Annotated in this window: 23 protein-coding genes, 1 tRNA gene and 4 pseudogenes; 7 read left to right on the plus strand and 21 right to left on the minus strand. The window is 36.9% G+C overall.

Annotated elements, in window-relative coordinates; genetic code table 11:
- Nucleotides 1–72 precede the first annotated feature (72 nt).
- On the plus strand, nt 73–261 hold the full coding sequence (locus tag AADV52_RS05530; protein ID WP_014919182.1) for a hypothetical protein: 189 nt from the start codon (nt 73–75) through the stop codon (nt 259–261).
- A gap of 43 nt (nt 262–304) precedes the next feature.
- On the opposite strand, the gene AADV52_RS05535 is transcribed toward AADV52_RS05530, so the two are convergent.
- The 4 genes from AADV52_RS05535 to AADV52_RS05550 form a co-directional block, all read right to left on the minus strand.
- Nucleotides 305–377 (minus strand) — tRNA-Arg (locus tag AADV52_RS05535).
- Nucleotides 378–428: 51 nt separating this feature from the next.
- The gene (locus tag AADV52_RS05540) at nt 429–1,757 is read right to left on the minus strand and encodes a PTS sugar transporter subunit IIC (protein ID WP_014919183.1); all 1,329 of its coding nucleotides are present in this window, start codon (nt 1,755–1,757) and stop codon (nt 429–431) included.
- A complete protein-coding gene (locus AADV52_RS05545; RefSeq protein ID WP_014919184.1) occupies nt 1,754–2,986 on the minus strand; it encodes a DEAD/DEAH box helicase in 1,233 nt (410 codons plus the stop codon). Before AADV52_RS05545 ends, AADV52_RS05540 begins: the two co-directional genes overlap by 4 nt.
- Nucleotides 2,986–3,690, minus strand: coding sequence for a GH25 family lysozyme (locus AADV52_RS05550; RefSeq protein ID WP_014919185.1), 705 nt, complete (start codon nt 3,688–3,690; stop codon nt 2,986–2,988). The genes AADV52_RS05545 and AADV52_RS05550 overlap by 1 nt, the downstream gene beginning before the upstream one ends.
- A gap of 102 nt (nt 3,691–3,792) precedes the next feature.
- Here AADV52_RS05550 and AADV52_RS05555 point away from each other — a divergent pair, with 102 nt between their 5' ends.
- On the plus strand, nt 3,793–5,103 hold the full coding sequence (locus AADV52_RS05555) for an APC family permease (protein ID WP_014919186.1): 1,311 nt from the start codon (nt 3,793–3,795) through the stop codon (nt 5,101–5,103).
- Nucleotides 5,104–5,133: 30 nt separating this feature from the next.
- Here the strand turns inward: AADV52_RS05555 and hpt are convergent, their stop codons facing one another.
- From hpt to AADV52_RS05595, 8 genes and pseudogenes are all read right to left on the minus strand, one after another.
- On the minus strand, nt 5,134–5,703 hold the full coding sequence (gene hpt / locus AADV52_RS05560) for a hypoxanthine phosphoribosyltransferase (protein WP_014919187.1): 570 nt from the start codon (nt 5,701–5,703) through the stop codon (nt 5,134–5,136).
- A 107-nt stretch (nt 5,704–5,810) separates the two neighbouring features.
- Complete coding sequence (locus tag AADV52_RS05565) at nt 5,811–7,172, minus strand: hemolysin family protein (protein ID WP_014919188.1); 1,362 nt, start codon at nt 7,170–7,172, stop codon at nt 5,811–5,813.
- 90 nt (nt 7,173–7,262) lie between these two features.
- Nucleotides 7,263–7,837: pseudogene (locus tag AADV52_RS05570) on the minus strand (nitroreductase family protein).
- A gap of 67 nt (nt 7,838–7,904) precedes the next feature.
- Entirely contained in the window at nt 7,905–8,177 is a 273-nt protein-coding gene (locus tag AADV52_RS05575) for a hypothetical protein (RefSeq protein ID WP_014919189.1), read from the minus strand.
- Nucleotides 8,178–8,302: 125 nt separating this feature from the next.
- Nucleotides 8,303–8,788 carry a PTS sugar transporter subunit IIA gene (locus AADV52_RS05580; RefSeq protein ID WP_014919190.1) on the minus strand — a complete coding sequence of 162 codons (486 nt, stop codon included), beginning with the start codon at nt 8,786–8,788 and terminating at the stop codon, nt 8,303–8,305.
- Between the two features lie 19 nt (nt 8,789–8,807).
- Nucleotides 8,808–9,305 (minus strand): hypothetical protein, encoded by a 498-nt coding sequence (locus AADV52_RS05585; protein ID WP_014919191.1) that lies wholly within the window; start codon nt 9,303–9,305, stop codon nt 8,808–8,810.
- The gene (locus tag AADV52_RS05590; RefSeq protein WP_014919192.1) at nt 9,292–10,101 is read right to left on the minus strand and encodes a MurR/RpiR family transcriptional regulator; all 810 of its coding nucleotides are present in this window, start codon (nt 10,099–10,101) and stop codon (nt 9,292–9,294) included. Before AADV52_RS05590 ends, AADV52_RS05585 begins: the two co-directional genes overlap by 14 nt.
- Nucleotides 10,102–10,165: 64 nt before the next feature.
- Entirely contained in the window at nt 10,166–12,046 is a 1,881-nt protein-coding gene (locus tag AADV52_RS05595; protein ID WP_014919193.1) for an alpha-glucoside-specific PTS transporter subunit IIBC, read from the minus strand.
- A 507-nt stretch (nt 12,047–12,553) separates the two neighbouring features.
- Between AADV52_RS05595 and AADV52_RS05600 the strand changes: the two are divergent.
- Nucleotides 12,554–13,057, plus strand: a pseudogene (locus tag AADV52_RS05600) (HAD-IIB family hydrolase); the annotation flags it as partial.
- Nucleotides 13,058–13,532: 475 nt separating this feature from the next.
- On the opposite strand, the gene AADV52_RS05605 reads toward AADV52_RS05600, so the two are convergent.
- Both AADV52_RS05605 and AADV52_RS05610 read right to left on the minus strand, forming a co-directional pair.
- Nucleotides 13,533–14,381: a patatin-like phospholipase family protein gene (locus AADV52_RS05605; protein WP_014919194.1), complete on the minus strand. Its 849-nt coding sequence runs from the start codon at nt 14,379–14,381 to the stop codon at nt 13,533–13,535.
- Between the two features lie 67 nt (nt 14,382–14,448).
- Nucleotides 14,449–16,845: a phosphoketolase family protein gene (locus AADV52_RS05610; RefSeq protein ID WP_014919195.1), complete on the minus strand. Its 2,397-nt coding sequence runs from the start codon at nt 16,843–16,845 to the stop codon at nt 14,449–14,451.
- 296 nt (nt 16,846–17,141) lie between these two features.
- Here AADV52_RS05610 and AADV52_RS05615 point away from each other — a divergent pair, with 296 nt between their 5' ends.
- Both AADV52_RS05615 and AADV52_RS05620 read left to right on the plus strand, forming a co-directional pair.
- Entirely contained in the window at nt 17,142–17,906 is a 765-nt protein-coding gene (locus tag AADV52_RS05615) for a DeoR/GlpR family DNA-binding transcription regulator (protein ID WP_014919196.1), read from the plus strand.
- 5 nt (nt 17,907–17,911) lie between these two features.
- Nucleotides 17,912–18,265, plus strand: coding sequence for a bacteriocin immunity protein (locus AADV52_RS05620; RefSeq protein WP_014919197.1), 354 nt, complete (start codon nt 17,912–17,914; stop codon nt 18,263–18,265).
- An 86-nt stretch (nt 18,266–18,351) separates the two neighbouring features.
- On the opposite strand, the gene AADV52_RS05625 is transcribed toward AADV52_RS05620, so the two are convergent.
- The 7 genes and pseudogenes from AADV52_RS05625 to AADV52_RS05655 form a co-directional block, all read right to left on the minus strand.
- Nucleotides 18,352–18,675, minus strand: a complete 324-nt coding sequence (locus AADV52_RS05625; RefSeq protein ID WP_014919198.1) for a metal-sulfur cluster assembly factor — start codon at nt 18,673–18,675, stop codon at nt 18,352–18,354.
- Nucleotides 18,675–20,078 (minus strand): Fe-S cluster assembly protein SufB, encoded by a 1,404-nt coding sequence (gene sufB, locus AADV52_RS05630; RefSeq protein WP_014919199.1) that lies wholly within the window; start codon nt 20,076–20,078, stop codon nt 18,675–18,677. The genes AADV52_RS05625 and sufB overlap by 1 nt, the downstream gene beginning before the upstream one ends.
- Nucleotides 20,071–20,532, minus strand: a complete 462-nt coding sequence (gene sufU / locus AADV52_RS05635; protein WP_014919200.1) for a Fe-S cluster assembly sulfur transfer protein SufU — start codon at nt 20,530–20,532, stop codon at nt 20,071–20,073. The genes sufB and sufU overlap by 8 nt, the downstream gene beginning before the upstream one ends.
- On the minus strand, nt 20,519–21,757 hold the full coding sequence (locus AADV52_RS05640) for a SufS family cysteine desulfurase (protein WP_014919201.1): 1,239 nt from the start codon (nt 21,755–21,757) through the stop codon (nt 20,519–20,521). Before AADV52_RS05640 ends, sufU begins: the two co-directional genes overlap by 14 nt.
- The gene (sufD, locus tag AADV52_RS05645; RefSeq protein WP_014919202.1) at nt 21,732–23,009 is read right to left on the minus strand and encodes a Fe-S cluster assembly protein SufD; all 1,278 of its coding nucleotides are present in this window, start codon (nt 23,007–23,009) and stop codon (nt 21,732–21,734) included. The genes AADV52_RS05640 and sufD overlap by 26 nt, the downstream gene beginning before the upstream one ends.
- 11 nt (nt 23,010–23,020) lie before the next feature.
- Nucleotides 23,021–23,815 carry a Fe-S cluster assembly ATPase SufC gene (sufC, locus tag AADV52_RS05650; RefSeq protein WP_014564008.1) on the minus strand — a complete coding sequence of 265 codons (795 nt, stop codon included), beginning with the start codon at nt 23,813–23,815 and terminating at the stop codon, nt 23,021–23,023.
- An 86-nt stretch (nt 23,816–23,901) separates the two neighbouring features.
- A pseudogene (locus tag AADV52_RS05655) lies at nt 23,902–24,760 on the minus strand (IS982 family transposase).
- A gap of 95 nt (nt 24,761–24,855) precedes the next feature.
- Between AADV52_RS05655 and AADV52_RS05660 the strand changes: the two are divergent.
- Both AADV52_RS05660 and AADV52_RS05665 read left to right on the plus strand, forming a co-directional pair.
- Nucleotides 24,856–25,017: pseudogene (locus tag AADV52_RS05660) on the plus strand (bacteriocin immunity protein); the annotation flags it as partial.
- Between the two features lie 133 nt (nt 25,018–25,150).
- Nucleotides 25,151–25,969 carry a Cof-type HAD-IIB family hydrolase gene (locus AADV52_RS05665; protein ID WP_014919205.1) on the plus strand — a complete coding sequence of 273 codons (819 nt, stop codon included), beginning with the start codon at nt 25,151–25,153 and terminating at the stop codon, nt 25,967–25,969.
- The last annotated feature ends 58 nt before the right edge of the window (nt 25,970–26,027 follow it).

The following is a 26,027-nucleotide window of genomic DNA, read 5'->3' on the forward strand; positions in this document are numbered from 1 at the left end:
GATTTATTTCTATCTTGCATCTTAATTCTGTGTTTTAATTAAATGTGTATTTATAGAAAGTTGGATATGTTTATGAATTCTAGTTTAATCTTTTTAATTACTACAGCCTTATTTATTATCATTGGCAGTTTCTGCTTAGTATTTGGATTGGACAAGGCTAAGCCTGCTAAACTTAGACGACGCTTGCTATATTCTGCTTTAATCTGTGTCTTTGTCGTCTGGGGCTTAATTACTTACATCATGCTCAATCCATTAGGTTAGTATTTACAAAAAAAGCCATCTGCATCACAGATGGCTTTTTTGATGACCCCGGTGAGATTCGAACTCACCTCTACGGTTTAGGAGACCATTGTTCTATCCAGATGAACTACGGGGTCAAACCTAAGATTAACTTTACCAAAAAATACGGTAATAGTTAATCTTTTTTTCTAAAATTGTGTGGTAAAAAATGTCTTAGGATTATTGGTATCCGCAATTTTATCTGCCGCAATAACGAATGGAGTCCAAATTGCCAAAGTAATCAACATATCGACAATGCTTAAAACAATGGCACGCCAATCATAATTGCAGGCTAAAAATGGACCGATAATCGGTGGCATAATACTTGGCACAGCCACTTGTACCGGATTAACCAATCCCATTACGCTCACCCAATAAGAAAATGCAACATTAACCACTGGTGCCAACACAAACGGGATTAAATAAACTGGATTTAAAACAACTGGCAATCCGAATAAGATCGGTTCACCAATATTAAAAATACCTGGTGCAAGCGCAATTTTAGCCACCATACGATAATCACTTCGCTTAGAAAACATTAAAATAGCAACGATTAACATCACAGTGCCACCAGCACCACCAAACCAAGCAAAAACATCAAAGGATCCACGTCCCCAAAGGTATGGTGGAATACGACCATTACGAACCGCCGCAATATTGCTATTTTGGGCAGTTAACCAGATCGAATCCAGAATTGGGGATAAAACTCCCAACCCATTGATTCCGAAAAACCAAAATACTTGTACTAACATGGTTACTAACAGTACTGTACCAAAGCCTTGGCCCCATTTAACCAATGGCATTTGAATACTAGTTAATAGCCAATCGCCCAAATACTGACCGGTTAATGCTTGAAAGAGATAATTAATTCCGCCCACGCTAAAAATCGCAATTATCGCAGGAATCATCGAATCAAAGGCAGCTTGTTCTGCATGTGGTAAATTAGCTGATAAATGAACCATGATTCTTGCTTTATAACAAGCCCAATAAATAAAGAAACCAGCTGAACCAAATAAGATAGTAGTAAACAATCCCGTAGTTGAAAACTGACTGATATCAAAAGCATCCCTAATCAAGATACTATCGCCATGAAATTTGATTTTTGCAAAACTAGCAATACTTAAGGCAAACGATGATAGTGAAACAATCGCCGCAGCTAGTCTATTTACTTCAAAAGCTTTGGCTAACTGATAACCTAACGCTAAAGCAAAGAAAAAGGCAAAAAGCGAAAAAGTTCCTCGCCATACTAAATTGCTAATTGATACGAATGGCTGCATTGCAAAAGCAAAAGCGTTCCAGCCTAAATGAATTTTAGCGGCTTCAACCAAGCTTTTAATCAAAACGGCTAACGATCCAGCAATCGTAATCGGCATTAAAGAAACAAAAGCATCCCTTAATGCAACTAACCACCTTATCTGCCCTAAACGATTAGCTATCGGCAATACATAATCTTCCAGCCATCTAACTAATCGATTCATTTCTTCACCTTCAGATAATGGGGATGATATCCCTTATTTTTCTTATTACGTTTCTTGTGCTTCTTTTGCTTTTTCTTAACTACCTGTTTAACTTCTGCAGCAGCTTCCTTCTTCTTTTCTATCTTTTTAGGCTTGCTAGTAGTTAAATGATAACCTGCAAAATAAACGCGCTCTATTTGAAGCTGATCTGCTAAAAGCTTCTTTAGATCACGGAAGTCGTGATCATCACCCAAAGTTACCACGTAACCTGTGGCGTTCATTCTTCCAGTTCGCCCCGCACGGTGCAAATATGTATTTTGCTCACTTGGAATATCAAAATTGATAACATAGGTCACACCCGGAATATCCAAGCCACGTGCAGCGAGATCAGTAGCTAGAAGCAACTTAGTCTTTCCTGTAGCTAAATCGTTTAACGCTTTTTCACGACGCTGCTTGCCAAATTCATTAGCTAATATTTCAAACTTAGTCTTAGTATGACTAAAAATCCCGGCAAAACGCATCATGGTTTCATTAGAGTCAAAGAAAAGAATACCCTTAAAATGATCCAGCTTGGTCATTCTTTGCAAAAATTCAATTTTATGTTGATTATCAACTTGTAAGAAATAATGCTTGGTAGTTGAATTTTGCTGGTTACGCACATCGACTAAAAGGAAATTACGAGCAAACAATTCTTCTGCATCTCTCGTAATCTCTGAATCAGTGGCACCAAAAAGCAAAATTTGACTATCTGAGCCTAAATTTTGACCTAATGCAGACAATAGTTCAAGTTTGGCAAATTCCAAAATATCGTCTGCTTCATCGATAATCATAGTCTTAATTTGAGCTATTTTAATTCGACCGCTTGAGAAGAAATCAAAGAATCTCCCCAGAGTAGCCACTATCACTTCCGGATGCTTTTTCTTTAAATTATCCTCTTGTCTTTTTCTATTACCGGCTCCTACTAGCGTTGCTCCCTTTAAATCCAATGCATGCAAATAAGGATTAATAGCATGTCGAATTTGAACAGCTAATTCAGTAGTTGGAGCTAAAATTACTACGCTGTTAGCATTGCCTTTTTCTGCTCTTTCTAAGCTAGGCAAAGCATAAGCTAAGGTTTTACCTGTTCCTGTTTTAGCTAAGCCTATCAGGCTGGCTCCATTTTTGATAGCATCATAGGTTTGCTTTTGTATTATTGTTGGTTCGGTCTTATGCTCTTTGAGCAATACTTGTTTTATTTTTTCTTGATACATTATTGTGTTAATTGTCCATACTTCTGTTTATATTGACCAACGGTTCCGTTATACGCGTACATCGTGATGCCCTTTTCCAAACCAGAAACATCTTTTACGCGTCCATTAGTCGTATAACGCCAAAATGAATATTTTAATTTATTAGGTGCTTTTTTACCTGTCGACATAAATAATGTTGCCTGATTAAAGTATCGGCGATACTTTTGATCAAGCTCTACCATTACTGTTTTGCCTCGTTGCTGCAACATGCGAGTAAACTTACTCATCGACTGTAAGTACTTTTTACTAGGCCCAGCCACCGGTACAATCAGAATCGGCAAGCTTCCTGTATTATTGCCTACTTGGTTAAAAAAGTACCGATAGTGCTGCCGAGCAGTCGATTCATTACTATATAAAATTTCGCTGCCAAAAGCGAGTTGCGTACCTAAAATCTGATCACGATAGGATAAATAATTTTCATCAAAATAAGATCTGCCTTGTGTGGATTTTAAATAAACAAATGAAATTCCATTCGACTGCAGCTTATGCAAATCCACATAATCTACATCTTGATTCAGCTCGATCCCTATCGGACTAGAATTAGAGTCCGGCGGCAAGGTCGTTTGTCTTTTAAAATTAAAAAAGCCAATTAAAAGAAATGCAATTGCTAAAATTAATAAAGTCAAAATTGCAGGTAAAGTATATTTATGATGATACCTTTTCATGGCTTTTCCTCCCGCTACTATTTTAACTAAAAATGCGGATCATACCAAGCCTTGAATGTGCTAAAATAATTACATATTAACTTTTTTAAGGATGGTGAAAGTGTGAAAAGACAAATTTCTTTTGGACAAGCTCTTGCTACCGTAGTTGGTTCAGTGATCGGAGCTGGTGTGTTCTTTAAAATTGGAACAATTACGGCCCAAACTGGCAGTAGTTCGACCACAATTTTTGTATGGATCTTAGCCGGAGTGATCTCTATTGCGTCTGGATTGACAATTTCGGAGATTGCAGCAAGTTTGAAAATCAATGGTGCAATTAAATATTTGGATTATACTTATGGCCATGTTTGGGGCTTTCTATTTGGCTGGGCACAAATGATTGTTTATTTTCCTGCACAAATTGGAGCACTTAGTTCCATTTTCGGGGTACAATTCGTCTCACTATTTGGCATAGAGGCAAAATACGCTAATCTAATAGCTATTTCTCTTGTATTATTTTTACTAGCTATCAACTTGATTGGCACCAAATTTTCTAGCAAAATGCAGTCTATTATCACTGTCTTAAAAGTGATTCCAATTATTTTGATTATTATTTGGGGATTCTTTAATCAAAATAAAATTCCAGCTCCCATTTTCCCATTGACAGTAGGAGACAATATTTCTTTTCCTAATGCCATCAGCCAAGGATTGCTTTCTGCCCTCTTTGCCTTTGAAGGATGGATCGTTGTTACCAACTTGGCTAATGAGGTTAAAAATCCAGAAAAAGATCTATCACGTGCGATTATTTTTGGTTTATCTGCCATTACCTTAATTTATGTTTTGATTAATTACATCTTTTTAACCGTTTTGCCAATTCATGAATTAGTCAACAACAATAACGCTGCATTTGAAGCTTCAATGAGATTATTTGGTCAATTCGGTGGGAAACTGGTAGCCATCGGCATTCTAATCTCTGTCTATGGTGCAGTTAATGCCTTCATGCTAACAGGGATGCGCACGCCATACATTTTAGCCCAAGACAATCTTTTGCCATTCTCAAATAAAATTGGTAAAGCCAACATCCACACTGGTGTACCAGTTATAGGAGCTTTAATTGTAGATGCGATCGCTATTATAATGATTTTGCTGGGCAACTTTACTGTTTTAACAGATATGCTAGTCTTCGTCATGTGGACTTTTAACACTATGCTATCTATCGCAGTCATTATTTTAAGAAAACGCGAACCCGAATTGCGTAGACCCTTTAAAGTTCCGTGGTATCCACTTATCCCCATCGTTTCAATTCTAGGTGGTATTTTTATTGTGGTCTCCACAATTATTAATCAATTCGTTCTATCAATAATTGGAATTGGATTAACTTTGCTGGGTTTGCCAATTTACTTTTATATGCAAAAACTATATGCAAAAACAAAATAAGGAAGAACGGTTAAAGTTCTTCCTTATTTTTTATTTGTTCACATATTTTTGAATAACTTCAGGCTTTAACACACCAACATAAGGGATGTTTCTGTACATGTTCAAGAAGTCCAAACCGTAACCAACTACGAATTCGTTGCCAACCTTTGAACCATAATATTCAAGGTCAACATCAACATTTCTGCGTGATTCCTTATTAAGCATAGCACAACACTTAACGCTCTTAGCTCCACGCTTCTTGATTAAGTCCTTCATGAACTTCAAGGTTAAACCAGTATCGACAATATCTTCCACAATCAAGACATCACGATCTTTAACATCAGTTGCTAAGTCAGTCACGATCTTAACCTTGCCAGTTGATTCGAAACCATCACCATAACTAGAAACATCAATAAAGTCTAATTGGTGAACAACATCCATTTGACGAGTTAAATCTGTTAAGAAATAAATTGCACCCTTCAAAGCAACTACAACTAAAGGCTTCTTGCCTGCATAGTCTTCAGTTAATTGCTTACCTAAACGGACACACATTTCATGAATGTCATCTTCAGAAAATAATTTATGATCAATAATATCGTTGATATTGTCGGCTTTAACCAATTTACCTACCCCTCAATCCAATTTATGTTTAAAACTCTTATTATTAAGAAATTATAACATCTTCATACAAAAAAAGCGTCTTAAAAGACGCTTTTTCTGAACAGTTTCTATTTTTGACTGCTTTTTTCTTTCTCTTTTGTTTTCTTTTTAGCATTAATTGGGGCTACGATAAACCATCGCATAAATCCTTGCTCAATACTATCAAGCGTAAATTTATAGCCCTCGAGTTCAATCGTTTCACCCTTTTTAAGGTTAGGATAGTGTTCCATCATATAACCACCAATAGTAATGATGTCGCTATCTTGAAATGCCTTTAAATCTGTGTGGAAGAAACGTTCAAAGTCATATAAGGTAGTCTTCCCTGAAACATGAACATTGCCATCTTTATCCTTGATGATGTAATCATCAGAAACGTCATCAATTTCATCTTTTACAGAACCGAAGAGTTCTTCGTAAATGTCCTTATCGGTTACGATACCACTTGTACCACCATATTCATCAACAACCAAGACAATTGGAGTGTGCTTAGAAATCATTAAATGCAAAATATCTTGAATCGGCATTGATTCAGGGACAGTGATAATCGTTCTAATAATTCTAGTTACTGGAACGCTGCTATCAACTTGGCTCTGTTGGACAATATCATAGGCATAGACGTATCCTACCACATCATCTTTATCATTATCCCTAACTACTGGAAAACGGCTGTATCCCTCTTCTAAGTATTTCTTAAGGGCATATTCGATAATATCCGTAGAATCAAGCACTGACAAACGAGTTCTATCAGTCATGATATCCTTAGCGACTTTATCGTTTAATTCAAAGGCCCGTTCCATATAAGTAAGGTCTTCTTTATCAAGCGAGCCACCATGCACCGCATTACGCGATAACTTGATGATTTCAGATTGAGAATAAACCTCATTTTCTTCATCAGCTGGTGCAAAACCCATTAGCTTCAAAATACCATTGGAGTTTGTGTTAAGTAGCCATACGAATGGATAAACAATCGTGTGAAAAATATGAAGCGGTGTAACAATCGCCATCATCATCCCCACAGGTTTATCAATAGCGATATTCTTAGGAACGACTTCAGTTAATACAACTTCCAAATAGGTTAAAAGAATCACACCCAAAATTGCACTTACTGACTTGATGAGCGATTCACTCATCGGAGTTAAATGAAACGCATCCGCTAAAATAACGTCAAACGTATCCGCTGAGAACCAACCTAAAACTACTCCTACAAGAGTAGTACCTACTTGCGTAGTTGAAAGGTACTCATTCAAATTATGCGTCATATGAAGCGCACGTTGTAATTTTTTTTTGTTGCCTTGACCCTTAGCCAGCATATCTTCAAGTTGACTAGGTCTTGTTTGCACTAACGCAAATTCTGCAGCAACAAAGAATGCAGCAACAACAAAAATTAACAAAGTTGCAACTAGATTAGTTGCTATCTGAGCTGGACTCAAAGCATTATCACCTTTTTTATAACTTAATTACTAAAACCTATTTTACCATTATTAACCGTAATAGTTCAGTTTTACACAATTGAAATTGGCTTATTTAGTTAATTTGCAAATTTTTTCAAAAAGTACGCGTGCTGGGATAAATTTTGAATCGTTAATCTCTGCATTTTTATCGATATAGCCAACTGCAATAGCCATACCAACTGCTTCGTCTTCAGGAATCTTAGCGTATTTTCTAACAAGATCTGGATAAGAAACCATTGAGTGAGCTGGAGACTTTTTAGGCACTGTCAAGGAAATAATTGCTGGTGCATTGAACATAGTTTTATTAGCATGTGAAAATAATTGCAATTTATTTCTAAAGAAGAAGCTCTAAGATGCACCTATAGTAACCATATTTCTACTTGGGAAAACATCCCAATCAATTGACAGCATTGAAGCGAAATCTTCGTTTGGCTTTACGTCATTGTCATTATTTTCAATGGAAGCCTTCTTAAATTCTTCCAAGGCATCCCTACTAATACCTAAGCTCCCCAAGGCTGTGAATTAAGCAATGATGGGGATTGCTGTGCCTTTTTAATAATTTCAGCAATCGCATTTTCAGGAACTTTTCTATTAGTAAATTTACGAGTTACATGTTCTTTTTGAAAAACTTCTTTAAAATCCATTGTTATTCTACCCTTCTTAAAAATTACTCTATTTTATTCATGCATATTATAGTTTAACAGGTCTAGACTATCTTGACTCTTTTTTAATCTCAGCCTTTTTTCGCTGAGCTTCAATTGCTCTCAGGTGGGCACTCATTGCTAAATCATTTTTTCTCATAGCAATAAAAGCTGTAATAGTTAATTCCAATCCGCCCACGCAAATCAACAACAATCCAACAGGGAATAAGTATAATGCACCTTTAGGAATAAACGAGGCTTTAATTACCCAACACAAAATTCCAATCAGCATTAAGACAATTCCAACAATTACTGCTTTTGTATTTGGTCGATATCTTTTCATCAAATTCTCCTCATCTTTTCTCTACCTCTATATTAACAAAAAAATCCTAGCTTCACCTAAGAAGCTAGGACTTAAAACTACTTTTTTATTAGTCTATAAGATTTTAATTGAGAGAGGGAAAATGACTAATTAAATTCGATAGTTTGTACTTTTTGGGAATGTTTAACCGCACCCTTTTCAATTGGGGTGACTGATTTTACAAGATCCATGTTGGTATAAACTACGATACAACTGTCATCGTAGCCTTTGTCAGTGATCATTTGGAAATCCATTGTGGCTAAAGGTTGTCCCTTTTCAACTTTATCGCCTTGGTTAACACTAACTGTAAACGGAGCACCTTTTAATTCAACTGTATCAAGACCTAAGTGAATTAAGATTTCTAATCCATTATCTGTCTTGATGCCAATGGCGTGTTTAGTTGGAAAGAGTGTAGAAATAGTGCCATCAACAGGTGCATAGATTTGATTATCTGTTGGCTTAATTGCAAAGCCATCACCTAACATCTTAGTTGAGAAAACATCATCTTTTACATCAGTAATTGGCATAATGTCGCCGTCAATTACTGCATCTACTTCCATACCTTTATTCTTTTTCTTAAAGAAATTAAACATAATTTAAACCTCTAGATTTCTAAAATTCAAGTAACAATATCAACATAAAGCATAGTGCCAATAAAACTGCTGCTACTAGTGAAATAACAATTACTATTGGACTAATATTATCCTGCCTCTTTTTCAAAGTCTTGGCTTTATACATTCCCAAGATGGCTAAAACGCCACAGAGTAAGTTACCAACCAATACTTGACCAATGAGTTGACTTACCATCAAAAAGCGATAGGTTTGTCGATTAACCAAAAATTGTTTTTTGTTTAGCATCAAATAGTAGCCTAGGACAAAGTCAACGATTGCAGCAATAGTAACGATCGCCACAGCTGGCTGCTTCATAATCATCATTTTGATCGATTGATTCGAAGCACCGCCGCGTAATGCGATTAATGCCCAGAATAGCAATGGAGCAATAAACAGGACATATGAATACCAACTAAGAATTTTTTTAGTATCCAAATTCATGCTTCTGGTCATTCGATCGAAAAAGTTTTCAACTTTTTGTTTACTAATTGCCCACATTGATTTCTACATCCTCTCCTTGGCTTTGTTGCCAAGCCACATATTCACTAACAAGTAAATCAATTAAATAATATGCTGGAGTAAAGGCAACCTTACCACTCTTATAGTCGGCATCATCAGTAAAGGCAATTGTTGGGAAATATATATTATGCTGAACAATTGAAGCTAATTTATTTTGTTTCATATTAGTAAACGATACATATCTAAATTTATCATTTACTAATTCAAGCTTGGTAATTTCCTCATTAATTGTCTCATTATCACCCGTAAATGAAATTACGAATAAGATGTCGCCTTTTTTAGCAAAGTGGCTAACCGCCTTTAATTCGTCAAGAGCTGATGGCAGAACTGTTGCATGTTTGCCTACTATAAATAGTTCATGGGCTAAATATTGTGCAATTAGTTCCTGCTGCCAACCAGTTGAATAAATGTATACAGTACTAGCATCATCTAAATCATGATACAAACTGTCAAAGTCACGCTGTTTAAAATACTTTAAAACATCGTCATTCACTCGACTGAGTTCTCTTGCAAAATTATTTTCAATTTTGATTGGCTTTTGTTTTGATTCAGCCAATTGCGTTAAATCAAATTTCAATTCACTGTAGCCAGTTAAGCCTAGCTTTTTACATAAACGAAATATTGCTGATTCAGATACATAGAGCTTCTTCGCTAACCTTGCAAGGCTTAACTTACTACAGTCTTTCGGATTATTTAAAACAAATTGAATTATCTGTTTTTCAGAATCGTTTAGTTTATTACCATTTTCATAGACCATTGATTTTAAATTTGCCATATTTACCTGTGCCCTTATCAATATATAGCTTATATATTAATAATACCACAAGCGCTTACACAATTTATAGTAATTGTTTCATTTGATCAACGACTTGATCGGCATCCAATCCGACAACGATATCAATTTCATTATTGTCTCTATGTTGAACTTCGTATGAATCTACAATCTTCTTGAATTCTGCATCTGGAGCTACTTTCTTAGTATCAAAGACGTGGGTTCTTACTCTAGATGAGCAAGCAATTACATCTTTAATGTTTTCTTCACCACCAAGAAGATCGACAATACCAGTGGCTCTTTCAATGTAAGGATTATCTTGTTCAGTTGAAACCTTAGCATCGTTACCACTTTCTTGCATCAATTGGTTCATTTCATCAAGAACTTGTGGAACGTCAAGACCTACAATAACTTGAATAGCCTTACCGTGGTGAACAACGTTAACAGCCTTGTTAGCCTTAAATTGTGAGTCTGGAGCAACCTTTGATGGATCAGCAACAGATACACGTAATCTAGTAGCACATGAACTTAATTCAGTAATGTTTGCAGCACCACCTAATAAGTCAAGGTAAGCAGTAGCTCTAGCAATGTAAGGATCGTTTGCATCCTTGCCGGCAGCCTTAGCAGCCATCTTTTGGTTGTATTGCTTCTTGTTGATCAATTTAACATCTTCGTCATCAGCTTCACGACCTGGAGTGATGTAGTTAAATTTCTCAATCATAATCTTAAATACGAAGTAAGTAATAATACCGAAGATAATACCAACGATAAATTGCATTACATATGTATGCCAGTGGTTTTGCCAAAGTGGTAACCAGTTCATTGATGCAATACCGATCGCACCATCTGACATAAATCCTCTTAAACCGAAGAGGTACATTACAGTGTTCATAGTAGCTGACATTACTGAGTAAACTACCCAAAGTGCTGGTGCGGCGAACAAATAAGTAAAGTCAATAGGTTCAGTAATACCTGCTAAAACTGAAGTTAAAGCAGCTGGAATAAGCAAAGCTGAAGTTTGCTTCTTCTTGTTTTTCTTTGCAGTTGCGTAGAAGGCAAGACAGATAAATGGTACCAAGAATACTTTTTCGTTACCGTAAAGTTGGAAACCTTCAAGTGGTGACAATTGAGCCAATGGACGAGCACTAGCTGCGTATTCTGTTAAGTGCTTCAACCAGTATGGTTGCAACCCACCAGCAACAACAGCTGGACCAAATTGGAATGGAATGTAAACCAAGTGGTGCAAACCAGTAGGAATCAAAATACGGTTTAAGAAGCTGTAAACCCAAACACCAATGAATCCACTACTTATGATGAAGTGTTGCATGCTGGAAATACCAAGTTGAACTTTTGGCCAGCCCCAACAGGTAATAAGTGCTAATGGAATCATTAAGAAGAATGACAATACATAAACGTAAGTTGAACCTTGGAAAGTACCAAGCCAATCAGGCAACTTCTTATCGAAGTACTTGTTGTGAAGCCAAGTTACGATTAATGCAACAACCAATGCGGCTAAAATACTAGTATCAAGAGTCTTAATACCAGCAATGTTAGTCAAACCGTGGTTAGTAGCATTGGCAACAATTTGAATCTTGTCAAAGTTTGGAATACCAAATGCTGCACCCCAGTGAGTAAGCATTGCACCGATAAAGTAGTTGTAAGTCAAGTAGGTAATTACTGACTCCATAGCTGCTCTACCTCTAGCCTTATTAGCTAAACCGATAGGCAAACCTACAGTAAACAAAATACCTTCTTGGTTGAAGACTGTCCAACCACCAGCTGAAATTGTGTCCCAAACTGAGTTCCATGCCGTCCCGGGATTAGCAATTGAGCCAAACAGAGTTGGGTTATTGAATAAACTTCCTAGAGCTACAACAATACCCGCAAACGAGAACAGCATAACTGGGACGAACATTGCGGCCCCAAACCGCTGAAACTTTTGCATCATAATAATTTACCCCTGAAAGAAAAATCAAACTAAGTTAATTATTTCTTGTATTGCACCTAATCTATTTCACCAAATCTGACTAGTTGCAAGGTGCTCATACAACTAGATCTTATCTAAATATTTCTCCTCTAACTAATCGATTAAGATAGAAAATCTAAGTGATATCAAATTTAGATTTATCTCTATCTCAGCAGCTAGCTTACATTCTTATTTATACCATAGTTTTCTTCTTATGTAAGCGCTTTTGAAAAAACCGAAAAGCTGTTTCAAGGTATTAAAATAATATTTCATCGCCTGAAATATATTTCAGGCATATTTTTAATCTGCTCAATAAAATTCTGTATTTTTATCCCTTTCATAGCGTATGTTCAAGCAAAAAGTTTACATGCAAATTAAGCGTGTCAAGAAATATGCTATTCATACACATATTAAGTGCATGCAAAATATTTCATTTTCATACTACTAATATTAGGTATAATGTAAGCGATTACTAAAATAAGGGTTTTTATGGCAATTAAATTTATTGCATTAGATACGGATGGAACTTTGCTTGATTCAAACGGTAAAATCTTACCTAGTACGAAAATCGCCGTCAAAAAAGCATTAGAGCAAGGGATTAAAGTTGCGCTTTGTTCTGGACGACCTATTGCGGGTCTAAAACATTTTATGGATGAATTAGGCATTGTTGGTCCTAACCAATATGCAGTCACTTTAAATGGAGCGATTACTAGGACTGCAGATGGTCAAGTTATGACTGAAGATTTGGTTTCAAACAGGCTTTATCGCAAGATGTTTGCTTTTGGTAAAAAGCATCATATTCCTTTTAACATCGTTTCACCTGATTCAAAAATCATTACTGGTGATCATGACGTCGATTTAATGGTCTATACTCAGGCTTACGAAAATTCCGCTACATTATATATTCGCCAGCCGGATGAATTGCCTGCTGATTTTGAAATAGCTAAGGGATGCTTTGTTGGCAAGGAAGAATTAATTGATCAATGGGAAGAAATACGGGTAAATAGGCAAAAACGTAATCACTCATTAAGTAAGTTAAGATCAGAACCGAACGAATTAGAGTGATAGCTGCCACAGTTAATAACTTGCCTATTCTTTTGTAGAAGTAGCAATAATAAAGAGCAATCGTGACAGTCGCTCCCACAATATCACTGACACCTGGTGCAAGCTGGGCTGTTAATTGATTACCTAACCAAATAACCAGTGCAAATATCAGATCTCGCTTCTTAAATTTGACATTGGTAATGGCATAAAAAAGGACTAACTCTATTACTACCAGAACTACCGTCCCTGTATAGTAGCCCAAATTGTATGATGAAATATTTATTTTTCTTTTCCTCTTACTATTAATTCCTTTTCACTTTAGCATTATTTGCAAAGATATAATTGTACTGATTCAAATTCGGTTATTTTTACTCAAACTTGGACAAAAAATAATCACTACCAAAAATGATAGTGATTATTAATTTTACTCATTCAAATAACTAACCAAACCAGGCAAAATCTTCTCAGCCTCTTGACGTCCCACCTGATAGACACGCTTAATCTCATTTTTATCTTGCTCAAGCGTGCCAATATTTAATGCTTCTGGCGGACGAATGACAAACGTCTCTCCCGCATTTTCATCCGCTTCAATGTTGTCCAACACAGCGTTATAATCTTCTGCTCTTGTAGCCAACTTATCTAATACGGCCGGATACTCACGCAATAGCACCTTTTCAACTGGGAAAAGTTTGCTTTGTTTCTTTCGATATTCCTTTGGCTGAGTTGTAATCACGATCTTTTTATCAAAATTATTCTTCTTCAAAAAGCCATACGGAATCGAATCTGAAACGCCGCCATCAAAATAATAATGACCACCAATAGCTACCGGATGCGCAAAAAATGGAATCGATGATGAGGCTCTGATCCATTCTAAATCTACATAACCCGCATCCCTCAATTTATGATAAACTGGCTCTCCTGTTGCGGCATCCGTTGCCACACACCAAAAGTCCATCGGATTAGCCATAAAAGTCTTCTTATCAAATACATCCAACTTATCTGGCAAAACGTGATAACAAAAGTTGGCCGCATACAAATTACCTGATCTGCGCCATGACTTCCAGCTTGCATAATATGGCTTACCCGTAAAGCGCAGATTATAACGCAATACTCGGCCGATCTGTTCCGACTTCATATTAACGCCAAAAGCCGCACCAGCTGAAACGCCAATTGCACTATCAAAACTAATATTATTTTCCATTAAGACGTCAAGCACACCCGCGGTAAAAAGCCCACGCATGGCTCCGCCTTCTAAAACTAAACCTGATTTCATAACCTATCCCCTATAAAAAAAGACCTATGTTTTTTCGACATAGGTCTAATTTATTCTTATTTTAAAATTACTTCAATCCTTTCCATTCCCATTCAGTAACTTCTGGCATATCTTTACCATAATCACGAATGTATTGGTGGTGCTTTTCAAGCAAGTCATCCATATGACTAATGAAGTCCGCATGCTTGCCCTTTAATTTTTCAACGCTTTCAACAGCATCCTTAGCTAAATCGAAACGGTCCAAGTGGTTCAAAACACGCATGTCAAATGGAGTAGTAATGTCACCATTTTCTTCATAGCAGTGAATGTGAACGTTATGACGGTTTCTAGCAAACCAGATTGATTCCATCATGGTCTTGTAGCCGTGCCATGCAAAGATTACTGGAACATCCTTAGGGAATAAGCGATCAAATTCTTCATCAGAAAGAGCATTCTTATTATCCTTAGGGCTCATTAACTTCATCACGTCAACCACGTTAATGTAACGAATCTTAAGATCTGGGAACTTGTCGTGCAAGATATCGATTGCTGCCAAAGTTTCCATTGTTGGTTCAGTTTCAGTTGAAGCAAAGACTACATCCGGCTTAGCACCCTTATCAGTTGAAGCCCAATCAACATAGCCTAAACCGTGATCAACTAGCTTTTGTGCTTCTTCAATTGAAAACCATTGTGGACGAGGTTGTTTTGAAGTTACCAAGACGTTAATGCATTCACGATCTTGCAATGCCTTGTTACCAACGGCCAATAAAGTATTAGTGTCTGATGGCAAGTACTCATGAACAAGATCTGGACGATTCTTTTCAAACAAGTGAGTTAAAACACCTGGATCTTGGTGAGTATAACCGTTGTGATCTTGTTGGAATACAGTTGAAGTTGCGACAAAATTAAGTGATGGATAATCATGACGCCAGTATTGTTCCTTAGCTTTTCTGAGCCACTTCATATGTTGGGTAAGCATTGAGTCAACTACACGACCGAATGCTTCATAGGTTGCAAAGAATCCATGACGACCAGTCAAAACATAACCTTCAAGGAAGCCTTCGTCTTGGTGTTCTGATAATTGTGAATCAATTACTCGACCACTTGGAGCCAAGTTTTCATCATTTGGTTCATGAATTTCTGCTTCCCATTGACGCTTTTGATCATCAAGAAGTTTAAACAAACGGTTAGACTTAGATTCATCTGGACCAAAGCCACGGAAAGCAGTTGGGTTGAGCTTGGCTACTTCATTTAAGTACTTAGCCCATTCCACCATGTCTTGTGCTTCAACAGAACCTGGCTTATCAAACTTCAAGGCAAAGTCGCGATAGTCTGGCAAAATCAAACGCTTAGGGTTCTTACCACCGTTGGTAATTGGATTCATGGCCATCCGGTGATCACCCTTAGCAGTGTTTTCAAGCACGATTTCCTTTGGTGAACCATCTTCATTGAATAATTCATCAGGCTTGTAGCTTTCAAGCCAATCAACCAGCATATCTGAATGCTTCATATCGCCTTGAGATACAGGAATTGGAATTTGGTGAGCTCTAAATGAGTTTTCAATTGGATTACCATCAAGATCCTTCTTAGGACCAGTCCAACCCTTTGGACATTGGAAGATAATTAATGGCCAATGTGGCAAGGTAGCATCATTATTTTCACGAGCATGCTTTTGAATTACCTTAATTTCTTCGATGACTTCATCCATTGTCTTAGCCATTTCTTCATGAACTTGCATTGAATCTTTTTCACCATCGAAACGGCCGCCCTTAAAGACTGAAACAAAGTGTGGATCCCAGCCCATGCCACGGAAGTATTCAGTCAATTCTTGATCGCTCATTCTTGAAACGATAGTTGGGTTAGAAATCTTGAAACCGTTAATTTGCAAGATTGGCAATACTGCACCATCTTTAATTGGGTTAATAAACTTGTCACTAAACCAAGATGCAGCAAGTGGGCCTGTTTCAGCTTCACCGTCACCGATTTCAACAGCAGCAATTACATCTGGATTATCTAAAATTGCACCTACACCGTGTGACAAAGCGTAGCCTAATTCCCCACCTTCGTGAATAGAACCTGGAGTTTCAGGAGCAGCGTGTGAAGCAACACCACCTGGGAAACTAAAACGCTTGAACAACTTAGCCATACCCTTTTCATCTTGGGTAATTTCTGGATAGCGTTCAGTGTATGAACCATCAAGGTATGAATTTGAAACCATTACTTGGCCACCGTGACCGGAGCCTTCAATGTAGAACATATCCAAGTCATACTTCTTAAGTACACGGTTCAAGTGTGCATAAATAAAGTTTTGCGGAGCAATTGTACCCCAGTGACCAATTGGCTTTGGCTTAACATCTTCAGCAACCAATTTATGCTTCAACAATGGGTTCTTCATTAAAAAGAGTTGTCCAACTGATAAGTAATTTGCGGCACGCCAGTAGGCATCGACGCTCTTTAAATAATCCTTTGAGTCGTAATTTGTCATTTTTTCTCCTTTGAGCAAGTTTAAGCGCTCTGTTTTGTAATCCTTTTCTTTATACTTATATCATACCAATTATTAATAAAAAATCAATCATTTTTATAATTGGGCCCTACCAATTTAAATAAGTCTTAAAATTTAAATCAGAATAGCCTTATCCTTGAACTAATCAGCTTTTTATAATGAAATATAAGTGTTTATGTTTTGATATACTTAAAAGTACTGATAAATAAATGCAAAATGCTGATCAAGCAAATACAGCTACCTGTAAAAATGCTAGATTAATTCATGGAGAGAGAAAAATGACTCAAGAAGAACGATTAATTCAAATCAAAAAGCTATTGAAAGAAAAACATCAGCTTTCAACTAGAATGATTGCCCGACATTTTAATGTATCTTTTGATACTGCGCGTCGTGATGTAATTCATTTAACGACAACTGGACAAGCAATCCGAGTACACGGTGGGCTGATGGAGATCAATCAAAATAGCGTACCTGATTTTTTAGCTAGAAATGAAGTTCAATCACCAATTAAATTGAAAATGGCTAAAAAAGCTAAACGATTCGTTCATCCTGGTCAATGTGATTTTATTGGTTCTTCAACAATTTTAAAACAACTTTGTCCCATGCTTAACGGAATCGATATGCAAGTAGTTACTAATTCAATCGACAATGCTTTAAGCATGTTAACAACCGAAATCCCTTCTGTTAGATTGCTAGGCGGATTAATCAACAAGTCGCAGCGTTACATTTACTCGGAAGTCGCTCTTGAAACGATTCGTAAGATTCATTTCAATACAGCTTTCATTGGTGCTTCTCGCATTAGAGCAGATGGCGTATATGCGCCTAAAATGGAAGACGCAGAAGTTGTACGTACGGCAATTGCACGCGCTAATCAAGTTGTTTTAGTAGCAGAAAAATATAAATTCACTAACGATTCATCTTCTCCATATATGTCTGCTCCATTGGATAAGGTGGATGTCTTAATAACAGATACTCCTTTAACCAATGAGCAGAGAAGTTGGTTTAATCCTAAAACACAAATCCTACCGGTTTTAAAGGAGTGATTATGATGTTCGGCATTTTTAAACATAACTCAGATACCAAAGAGGTCTATCAAGATTTAAAAAAATTCTATAATAGTTTTTTCAGCAATATTTATAATGAAATGAATATTGGATGCTATCGTCCTATTCGCGATGCTATTGGACTGGTTATTAACAAATTCGATAGTAATGACCATCCACTTGAATATACAAGTAAATTAGTAATGTATATTGAAGTCAAGGTAGCATTGAATCATTTACATTTAACCCCTGATCAAGAAAAAATAATGAAAAACTTAACAGAAAAAACAAAATATGTAAATATTTCTTACGTTTATTTAAGTCCAATTGATTCAACAGAACAATTTGCTAATATTTAGGTAAAATCTAGACCTGCTCTAGATCAAAAAAATGAATCCAAAAAAGTCGTTACCCTAATCCGATTAGAGTAACGACTTTCTTTATCCTAAAGATGGATTCCAAGAAGCATTCGTGCTTCTCTACTCATCTTATCTGGTGTCCATTGTGGATAATAGACCAATTTTGTTTCACACTTCTTTATTCCATCAATCGACATCGCTGCTTCATAAATTGATCCAGTCAAGACATCGATAATTGGACACCCCATAGTAGTTAAAGTCCAATTAATCTTGCAGACTCCTTGATCATCTACATCAATTTTATAGATCAAACCTAAGTCAATGAGCGATACGCCTAATTCTGGATCAATCACTTTCGCCAAAGCATCATAAACAGCTTTTTCTTTTTCGTTTAATTTGCTAACATCCATTAGCCAATGGCTCCTTCCATTTGGAAACTAATCAATCGGTTAAGCTCCACAGCATATTCCATTGGCAATTGTTTAGTGAATGGTTCTACGAATCCCATAATGATCATTTCGGTAGCTTTCCTTTCAGGAATACCACGGCTTTCAAGATAATATAATTCCTCATCAGAAACCTTGGATACCGTAGCTTCATGTTCCATCGCTACATGAGCGTTGTTAATTTCATTAGTTGGAATTGTATCTGAAGATGATTGATCATCCATAATAATCGTGTCGCATTCAACGTGAGCTTTAGAACCGTCTGAATTTTTAGCAAACTTGACGCTACCACGATAATCGGTTGAACCTCCACCTTTGGCAATTGACTTGGAAACGATTGAACTAGAGGTATTAGGTGCATTATGAAACATCCCTGCCCCAGAATCTTGATGAATGCCGTGATGTGCAACCGCAATTGAAAGCATCGTTCCGCGTGCACCCTCACCATTCAAATAAACACTAGGATACTTCATAGTAACTTTCGCACCTAAATTGCCGTCAACCCATTCCATCGTGGCATGCGCACCAGCTACAGCTCGCTTGGTTTCCAAACTATAAACATTATCTGACCAGTTTTGAATAGTAGTGTAACGACAATATGCATCATTCAACACATTGACTTCAACTACCGCAGCGTGCAATGAATCAGATGAATACTGTGGAGCAGTACATCCTTCAACATAATCAAGGTGCGCGCCCTTATCCACGATGATTAAAGTTCTTTCAAACTGACCAGAATTTTCAGCATTCAATCTAAAGTAAGCTTGAACAGGAGTTGGCACCTTAACGCCTTTAGGCACATAAATAAATGTACCACCAGACCATACAGCGCCATTTAAGGCGGCAAACTTGTTAGAAGTTGGTTTTACTAATTTACCAAAATACTTTTTAAATAATTCTGGATATTGTTGCAAGGCGCTATCAGTATCCATAAAGACAATGCCTAGCTTATCGAATTGTTTCTTCATGTTGTGATAAACCATCTCTGATTCATACTGAGCAGCTGAACCAGCCAAGTACTTTCTTTCAGCTTGCGGCACACCCAAGCGCTCAAAAGTTTTTTTGATATCTTCAGGTACGTCTTTCCAATCACGGTATTTTTTATCCGTCATTTTTTGATAGTAAAGCATATCCTTCAGATCAAGACCTGATAAATCTGGTCCAAAATTAGGCATTGCCATTTTTTGGTAGATCTTGAATGACTTTAAACGATAATCCAACATCCATTGTGGTTCATGCTTTTCTGCAGAAATTTTTCTAACAACTTCTTCGTTTAAACCACGTCCAGTTGAGAACTTTGGTTTCACATTATCGTGAAATCCATATTGATAATCTTCATCTTTTACAATGTCTTCTACCTTAGTCATTTTCTTCGTCCTCGTCTTTGCCTAACAAAATCCGCTCAAGTGCCCACCAGGCTAAAGTCGCACACTTGATTCTAGCTGGAAACATCATAATATTGGTCATTATTTGTGCATCCCCCAGTTTGGCAATCTCATCCTTGCTACAATCTTTGCCCATTGCCATCTTGGAAAAAATCTTAGCAATTTCTATTGCCTCATCTTTATTCTTTCCTTTAACAACCTGAATCATTAAACTCGCAGAAGCTTGACTAATTGTACAGCCTTCGCCATTAAATTTGATCGCGGAAATCTCATTTTGATCATTCAAATTAAGAAATAAATTCAATTTATCTCCACAGCTAGAGTTATACACTGTTGTTTGATAATCAGCATCAGCAAGACTGCCATGATTCTGTGGATTGTTTGCATTTTCTAAAATTACTTCACGGTATAAAGATTTAAGCCTATCTAAGCTCATTTTGGAAGAACTCCTTTATTTCTACTAATGCGCTCAAGAACTTATCCGCTTCTTCTTGCGTATTGTAAATCGCAAAACTAGCTCTCACAGTACTTTCAACTCCTAGAGTTTCCATTAGAGGCTGTGCGCAATGATGACCAGCTCGCACTTCAATTCCTTCTAGATCTAGTGCTGTAGCCAAATCATGAGGATGAATACCTTGCATATTAAAGGAAATTACGCTGCTGCGTTCACTGATATTTTGAGGGCCATAAAACGTCAATCCTGCTATTTTTTGTATTTTTGGAAATACATAATCAATTAAATCTTGCTCATATTGCCGCAGCTTATCTAAACCAACATGTTCAATAAAATCAATTGCGCCTTCTAGGCCAATTGCCCCTTCAATGTTTGGCGTGCCAGCTTCAAATTTTTGAGGAACAGGATCCCACGTAGCACCCTCACGTGTTACATTAGCAATCATTTCACCGCCTAAACGATATGGTGGCATCTTCTCTAATAACTTTTTTCTCCCATATAAAATTCCGATGCCATCTGGGCCAAACATTTTATGTCCAGAAAAAGCATAAAAATCAGCTTCTAGTTCTTGCACATTAACATCAAAATGACCGATAGCCTGCGCGCCATCCACGACAATAACTGCATTATTTTGATGAGCTAGCTGAGCCAATTCTTTAATTGGATTAATGCATCCTAATACGTTGCTAACTTGGGCAACTGCTATAATTTTTGTTTTAGGCGTGATCTTCTTCTTAGCATCTGCTAAATCAAGCTTTTGTTCCTGATCTAATTCAATGAACTTAAGCTTAGCATGCTTACGCATCGCTAACTGTTGCCAAGGAAGTAAATTGCTGTGATGTTCCATGATGGAAACCACGATTTCATCCCCAGCCTGAATATTCTGCTCACCATAGGTATTAGCTACTAAATTCAAGCTATCAGTGCAACCACTAGTAAATACTATTTCACGTTCACTTTTAGCATGAATGAAATCTTTAACTTTCTCGCGCACGCTTTCGTAATACTTAGTAGCCCACATCCCTAAAGTATGGACGCCACGATGAACATTGGCCCGATAAGTTTCGTCAAAATCCATCATTTTTTTACTAACTGACACAGGTATCTGCGCTGTAGCAGCATTATCTAAATAAATTAAGGGACTATCATTGATTTTGCGTTTTAATATAGGAAAATTATCCCTAATTTGCTTGATATTTTTGTCCATTAATCAATCTTCTTTCTAGAATATCAATCATCTTTTGCCGGACATCTTTATCTGGAACTGCATCCAACACTGCACCCAAAAAGCCTCTAATAACTAATCTCTGTGCTTGATCATAAGGAATACCACGACTCATCAAATAATTCATTTGAACAGGATCAACTGGTCCCACACTTGCAGCGTGAGCAGCAATAACATCGTTTTCATCAATTAACAGTAAGGGGTTTGCATCCCCACGAGCATCTGGTGACATCATCAATACTCTATTCTGTTGATCAGCTTTAGAGCCATGAGCTCCATGAACAATTTGACCAATCCCGTTAAAGATCAGCTTGGATTGATCTAACAGAACCCCACGCTGATTAATTAAACCCGTTGAATGAGGGCCACGATTCGTAACGCGATTATTGATAAAGGACTTTTGCTTACCACTAGTAACTGAAACCAATTGTGAGTTAGCATAACTACCTTCGCCAATTAGCTCTGAATCAATTTCGCCCAAGGTATCACAAGAGTTCATCAATCCAACAGCCCATTCAACATGCGCATCTTTTTCAATCTTGGCATGACGATCAAAGTAAAAAGTGGTTTTCTTGCTTAATTCTTCTACTGATGAAAATTCAACATGACTGCCTGGTTTAGCAATAATTTCCACCATCATATTCGCAATATTGCTTTCTTCGCCAACTGTAGTTAAGTGTTGCAAAAAACGACAACTACTATTACTATCTGCCACGATCAACAAATGTTGGTACCAATTCAATTTTTTAGTACTGTCTTGAATTAGCTTAACTTCAATTGGATCATCTAAAACAACATTTTTAGGAATGTAAAGCAAAATTCCGCTGTTTAAATAAGCTAAATGTTCCGCATTTAATTTATTTTCATCACCTTTAATTACTTCGGTCATGAAATATTTACGCATAAAATCAGGCAAATCACGAAACGCCTCAAATAGATCAACTAATACTACACCTTTATTAGCCATCTCTGGTGATAAGTTAGTTTGAATAGTATCAGTACCAAACTGAATTAGATTAGTTTCAAAATCTTCTGTAACATTTTCACTACTTGCATCATTGGTGCATATAGTTTCAGATTTGTTTGCAAAATCTACATCACCAGGATGAAAGTGTTCCATCTTTGGCATAGCTAATTGAAAAATTTGTTCTTGAGCCTTTTCTCTTCTTTTAGTAAGCCAGGACGGTTCATGATTTTCCTCACTTAATTTAATTAATTGTGCTTTCTCATCCATGAGATAGCCTCCTAATCTTCATCAACTAATTTGATATGAAGGCCTAATTCGTCGCGCAGGCCAGCATAGCCTTCATTTTCAAGACGTTTAGCCAGTTCAGGGCCACCATCTTTGACAACACGGCCACCCATCATAACATGAACTACATCGGGTACAATGTAATTAAGCAATCTTTGATAGTGAGTAATAATTAATGAACCGAAGTTGTCACCACGCATTGCATTTACACCACGAGCCACTACCTTAAGAGCATCAATATCAAGCCCTGAGTCAATTTCATCCAGGATGGCAAATTGTGGCTTAATCATCAATAATTGTAAAATTTCATTTCTCTTCTTTTCACCACCTGAGAAGCCTTCATTTAAGTAACGTTCAGTCATTGCTTCATTCATATCAAGCAGATCTAGATTCTTATCCAATTCTTTCAAGAATTCAGTTATTGGCATTGGATCATTTTTAGGACGGCGTACATTGATCGCAGTTCTTAAAAATTCCGCATTAGTAACACCAGGAACTTCGGCAGGATATTGCATTGCTAAAAAAAGTCCTTTACGAGCACGCTCATCAACTGGCATACTTAAGATACTTTCACCATTTAACAAAATATCTCCTTGAGTTACGTGATAATGTGGATTTCCCATAATAGTCTCAGACAACGTCGACTTACCTGTACCATTAGGACCCATAATGGCATGAATTTCTCCAGTTTTAAGGGTTAAATTGACTCCCTTCAGGATTTCCTTCATCTTTTTCTTTTCATCATCTTTGACCTCAACGTGTAAATCCTTTATCTCCAGAACTGACATATATATTTCCTTTCAGTAATCAATATTTTTTTCATTATAGCATAGACATTTGTTAATTAATTATTTACCTTAGTATACGCGTGGTGCTAGTTAAATCGTTCTAGACAATAAGCTAGATTATAAGTCAGAATAGCAATTTCTAATCGTGCTTGAAAGCCAGTTAAACTGCGCACTCGATTGTTCTCGGCGTTGTAATGAGTTAGAAGTGAAAAGTCGCTTTCAATTGTTCTGCGAATAGCCATCAATTGACGATCATTGTGCTTTTTGGCGCCAGCCATGTTTTTCCGATATGGCGTCCACAGTTCATAGCCCATTTGTTTTAATTGATCATGCAATCGTTTGCCTAAATAGCCCTCATCGCCAAGCAGATAGCGATTGGCTGGATGAGTATTTTTCATTAGTTCCACCGTTTCCTTGGCATCATGGACTGAGGCGCGGGTTACGGCATAATCAAGAACATAGCCGTCGTCGCTGACAATCGCATGAACTTTGAAACCATAATAGTAGATCTTTTTGGCTGCCTTATAGCCAATATTCGCAGAACCGCGAAAAATCCTTACGCGATAATTGCGAACCGGCTGACAAACTGGAACGGGAAAACTGTCAATAATCAAGAATTGTCCGCTTAAATCAACTTTTTGATTCATTTTTTGGCGTATCTGATAAATCAACTGGAGCAGCTGTCGAGAACGGCGGTTAAAACGCGAATGCGATAGACAGCCGAAGCATTCGCAGAACCTTCTTTGTGATTCGATTCCAGTCTTGGCCTGCCAGATAAGCAAAGCCAAGATTAAACTGTCCGTAGCTTTTACCCGGTTGATGTTTCGCCGTTGACTAAATTCAGCCGGAGCAGATAAACGATACCAGTACCGGCAAATTTTGACTAAATCTTTAAAACCAACTTGTGTTAGGATGACTAAAACGCTTAAGCTTAAGGCAGCTCAATCAGATCAGACTCTTTTCTATTGAATACTAAAACTTGAGTCTAGTCCGATTGGACTTTTTTATTAACTAAAACGATTTAACTAGCACCACGCGTATTAGTAATGTATATTGAAGTCAAGGTAGCATTGAATCATTTACATTTAACCCCTGATCAAGAAAAAATAATGAAAAACTTAACAGAAAAAACAAAATATGTAAATATTTCTTACGTTTATTTAAGTCCAATTGATTCAGCAGAACAATTTGTTAAGATCTAAAGTGAACAGTATATCTGCTCTAGATCAAAAAAATGAAATCCAAAAAGCCGGGTAGAACATTTACTCGGCTTTTTACTTTATAATAGTAAATAAATAGAAAAGATATAGATTTTATAAAAAGAGGACAAATTAAATGAGCAAATTACCTTTTAAAGTTATTGCCGTAGACATGGATGGTACATTCATGCGTGATAATCAGACTTTTGATCATAAAAGATTTGACCGAATTTTAGATCAAATTCATGAAAATAAAACCCACTTTATTGTTTCAAGTGGTCGGCCATATTCCCGTTTGAGAAAAGATTTCACTGGATTTTTAGATAGAATTGATATGATTGCCGACAATGGCTCACTTCTTATTCAAGATGACAACATTATCAGCACTCACCTATTAACTCACAAAACTACAATGGAATTACTAGAATTTATTCAAATTCATTATCCTGAGAGTTCCGTCATCGTCACTGGCATCAATAGCTCATATACAACGATGGATGCATCCCCTGCCTTTAAACAGACAATGAACTTCTACTATCCTGATCGTGTGGAAGTACCCGACTTAATGACTGCCGTAAGTCCTCATGATCAAATTACTAAGCTGACCTTGAGCTATCAACATGATTTTTCAGAAGAACTAGAGCGTGAATTTAATGCTCATCATGCGGAAAAAATCCACTGTACTTCAAGCGGATTCGGCTTGCTTGATATCGTCCCTTACAGTGTAAATAAAGGAAATGCATTAAAATACTTCTTACGTTACTTCGATGCTAAATCTAGTGAATTAATCGCGTTTGGTGATGGCATGAATGACAAAGAAATGCTGGAGCTTGCTGGCTATAGTTATGCCATGGAAAATGCTGAACCTGCACTTAAAAAAGTAGCTAAATATATTGCACCAAGCAATAATGATGATGGTGTTTTGCGAGTATTAGATAAGTACTTGAATGAATAAAGCGTGATCAATTATGGGAAAAATTGAGCCGATGGATATTCTACAAGTTCCATCTAAA

The sequence above is a fragment of the Lactobacillus helveticus genome (assembly GCF_046109915.1).
GTDB lineage: Bacteria > Bacillota > Bacilli > Lactobacillales > Lactobacillaceae > Lactobacillus > Lactobacillus helveticus.

Coding starts and splice junctions, on each gene's coding strand:
- AADV52_RS05530 (WP_014919182.1), top strand. CDS start 73: ATGAATTCTAGTTTAATCTTTTTAATTACTACAGCCTTATTTATTATC.
- AADV52_RS05540 (WP_014919183.1), bottom strand. CDS start 1,757: ATGAATCGATTAGTTAGATGGCTGGAAGATTATGTATTGCCGATAGCT.
- AADV52_RS05545 (WP_014919184.1), bottom strand. CDS start 2,986: ATGTATCAAGAAAAAATAAAACAAGTATTGCTCAAAGAGCATAAGACC.
- AADV52_RS05550 (WP_014919185.1), bottom strand. CDS start 3,690: ATGAAAAGGTATCATCATAAATATACTTTACCTGCAATTTTGACTTTA.
- AADV52_RS05575 (WP_014919189.1), bottom strand. CDS start 8,177: ATGAAAAGATATCGACCAAATACAAAAGCAGTAATTGTTGGAATTGTC.
- AADV52_RS05580 (WP_014919190.1), bottom strand. CDS start 8,788: ATGTTTAATTTCTTTAAGAAAAAGAATAAAGGTATGGAAGTAGATGCA.
- AADV52_RS05585 (WP_014919191.1), bottom strand. CDS start 9,305: ATGTGGGCAATTAGTAAACAAAAAGTTGAAAACTTTTTCGATCGAATG.
- AADV52_RS05590 (WP_014919192.1), bottom strand. CDS start 10,101: ATGGCAAATTTAAAATCAATGGTCTATGAAAATGGTAATAAACTAAAC.
- AADV52_RS05595 (WP_014919193.1), bottom strand. CDS start 12,046: ATGATGCAAAAGTTTCAGCGGTTTGGGGCCGCAATGTTCGTCCCAGTT.
- AADV52_RS05605 (WP_014919194.1), bottom strand. CDS start 14,381: ATGAAATCAGGTTTAGTTTTAGAAGGCGGAGCCATGCGTGGGCTTTTT.
- AADV52_RS05610 (WP_014919195.1), bottom strand. CDS start 16,845: ATGACAAATTACGACTCAAAGGATTATTTAAAGAGCGTCGATGCCTAC.
- AADV52_RS05615 (WP_014919196.1), top strand. CDS start 17,142: ATGACTCAAGAAGAACGATTAATTCAAATCAAAAAGCTATTGAAAGAA.
- AADV52_RS05620 (WP_014919197.1), top strand. CDS start 17,912: ATGTTCGGCATTTTTAAACATAACTCAGATACCAAAGAGGTCTATCAA.
- AADV52_RS05625 (WP_014919198.1), bottom strand. CDS start 18,675: ATGGATGTTAGCAAATTAAACGAAAAAGAAAAAGCTGTTTATGATGCT.
- sufB (WP_014919199.1), bottom strand. CDS start 20,078: ATGACTAAGGTAGAAGACATTGTAAAAGATGAAGATTATCAATATGGA.
- sufU (WP_014919200.1), bottom strand. CDS start 20,532: ATGAGCTTAGATAGGCTTAAATCTTTATACCGTGAAGTAATTTTAGAA.
- AADV52_RS05640 (WP_014919201.1), bottom strand. CDS start 21,757: ATGGACAAAAATATCAAGCAAATTAGGGATAATTTTCCTATATTAAAA.
- sufD (WP_014919202.1), bottom strand. CDS start 23,009: ATGGATGAGAAAGCACAATTAATTAAATTAAGTGAGGAAAATCATGAA.
- sufC (WP_014564008.1), bottom strand. CDS start 23,815: ATGTCAGTTCTGGAGATAAAGGATTTACACGTTGAGGTCAAAGATGAT.
- AADV52_RS05665 (WP_014919205.1), top strand. CDS start 25,151: ATGAGCAAATTACCTTTTAAAGTTATTGCCGTAGACATGGATGGTACA.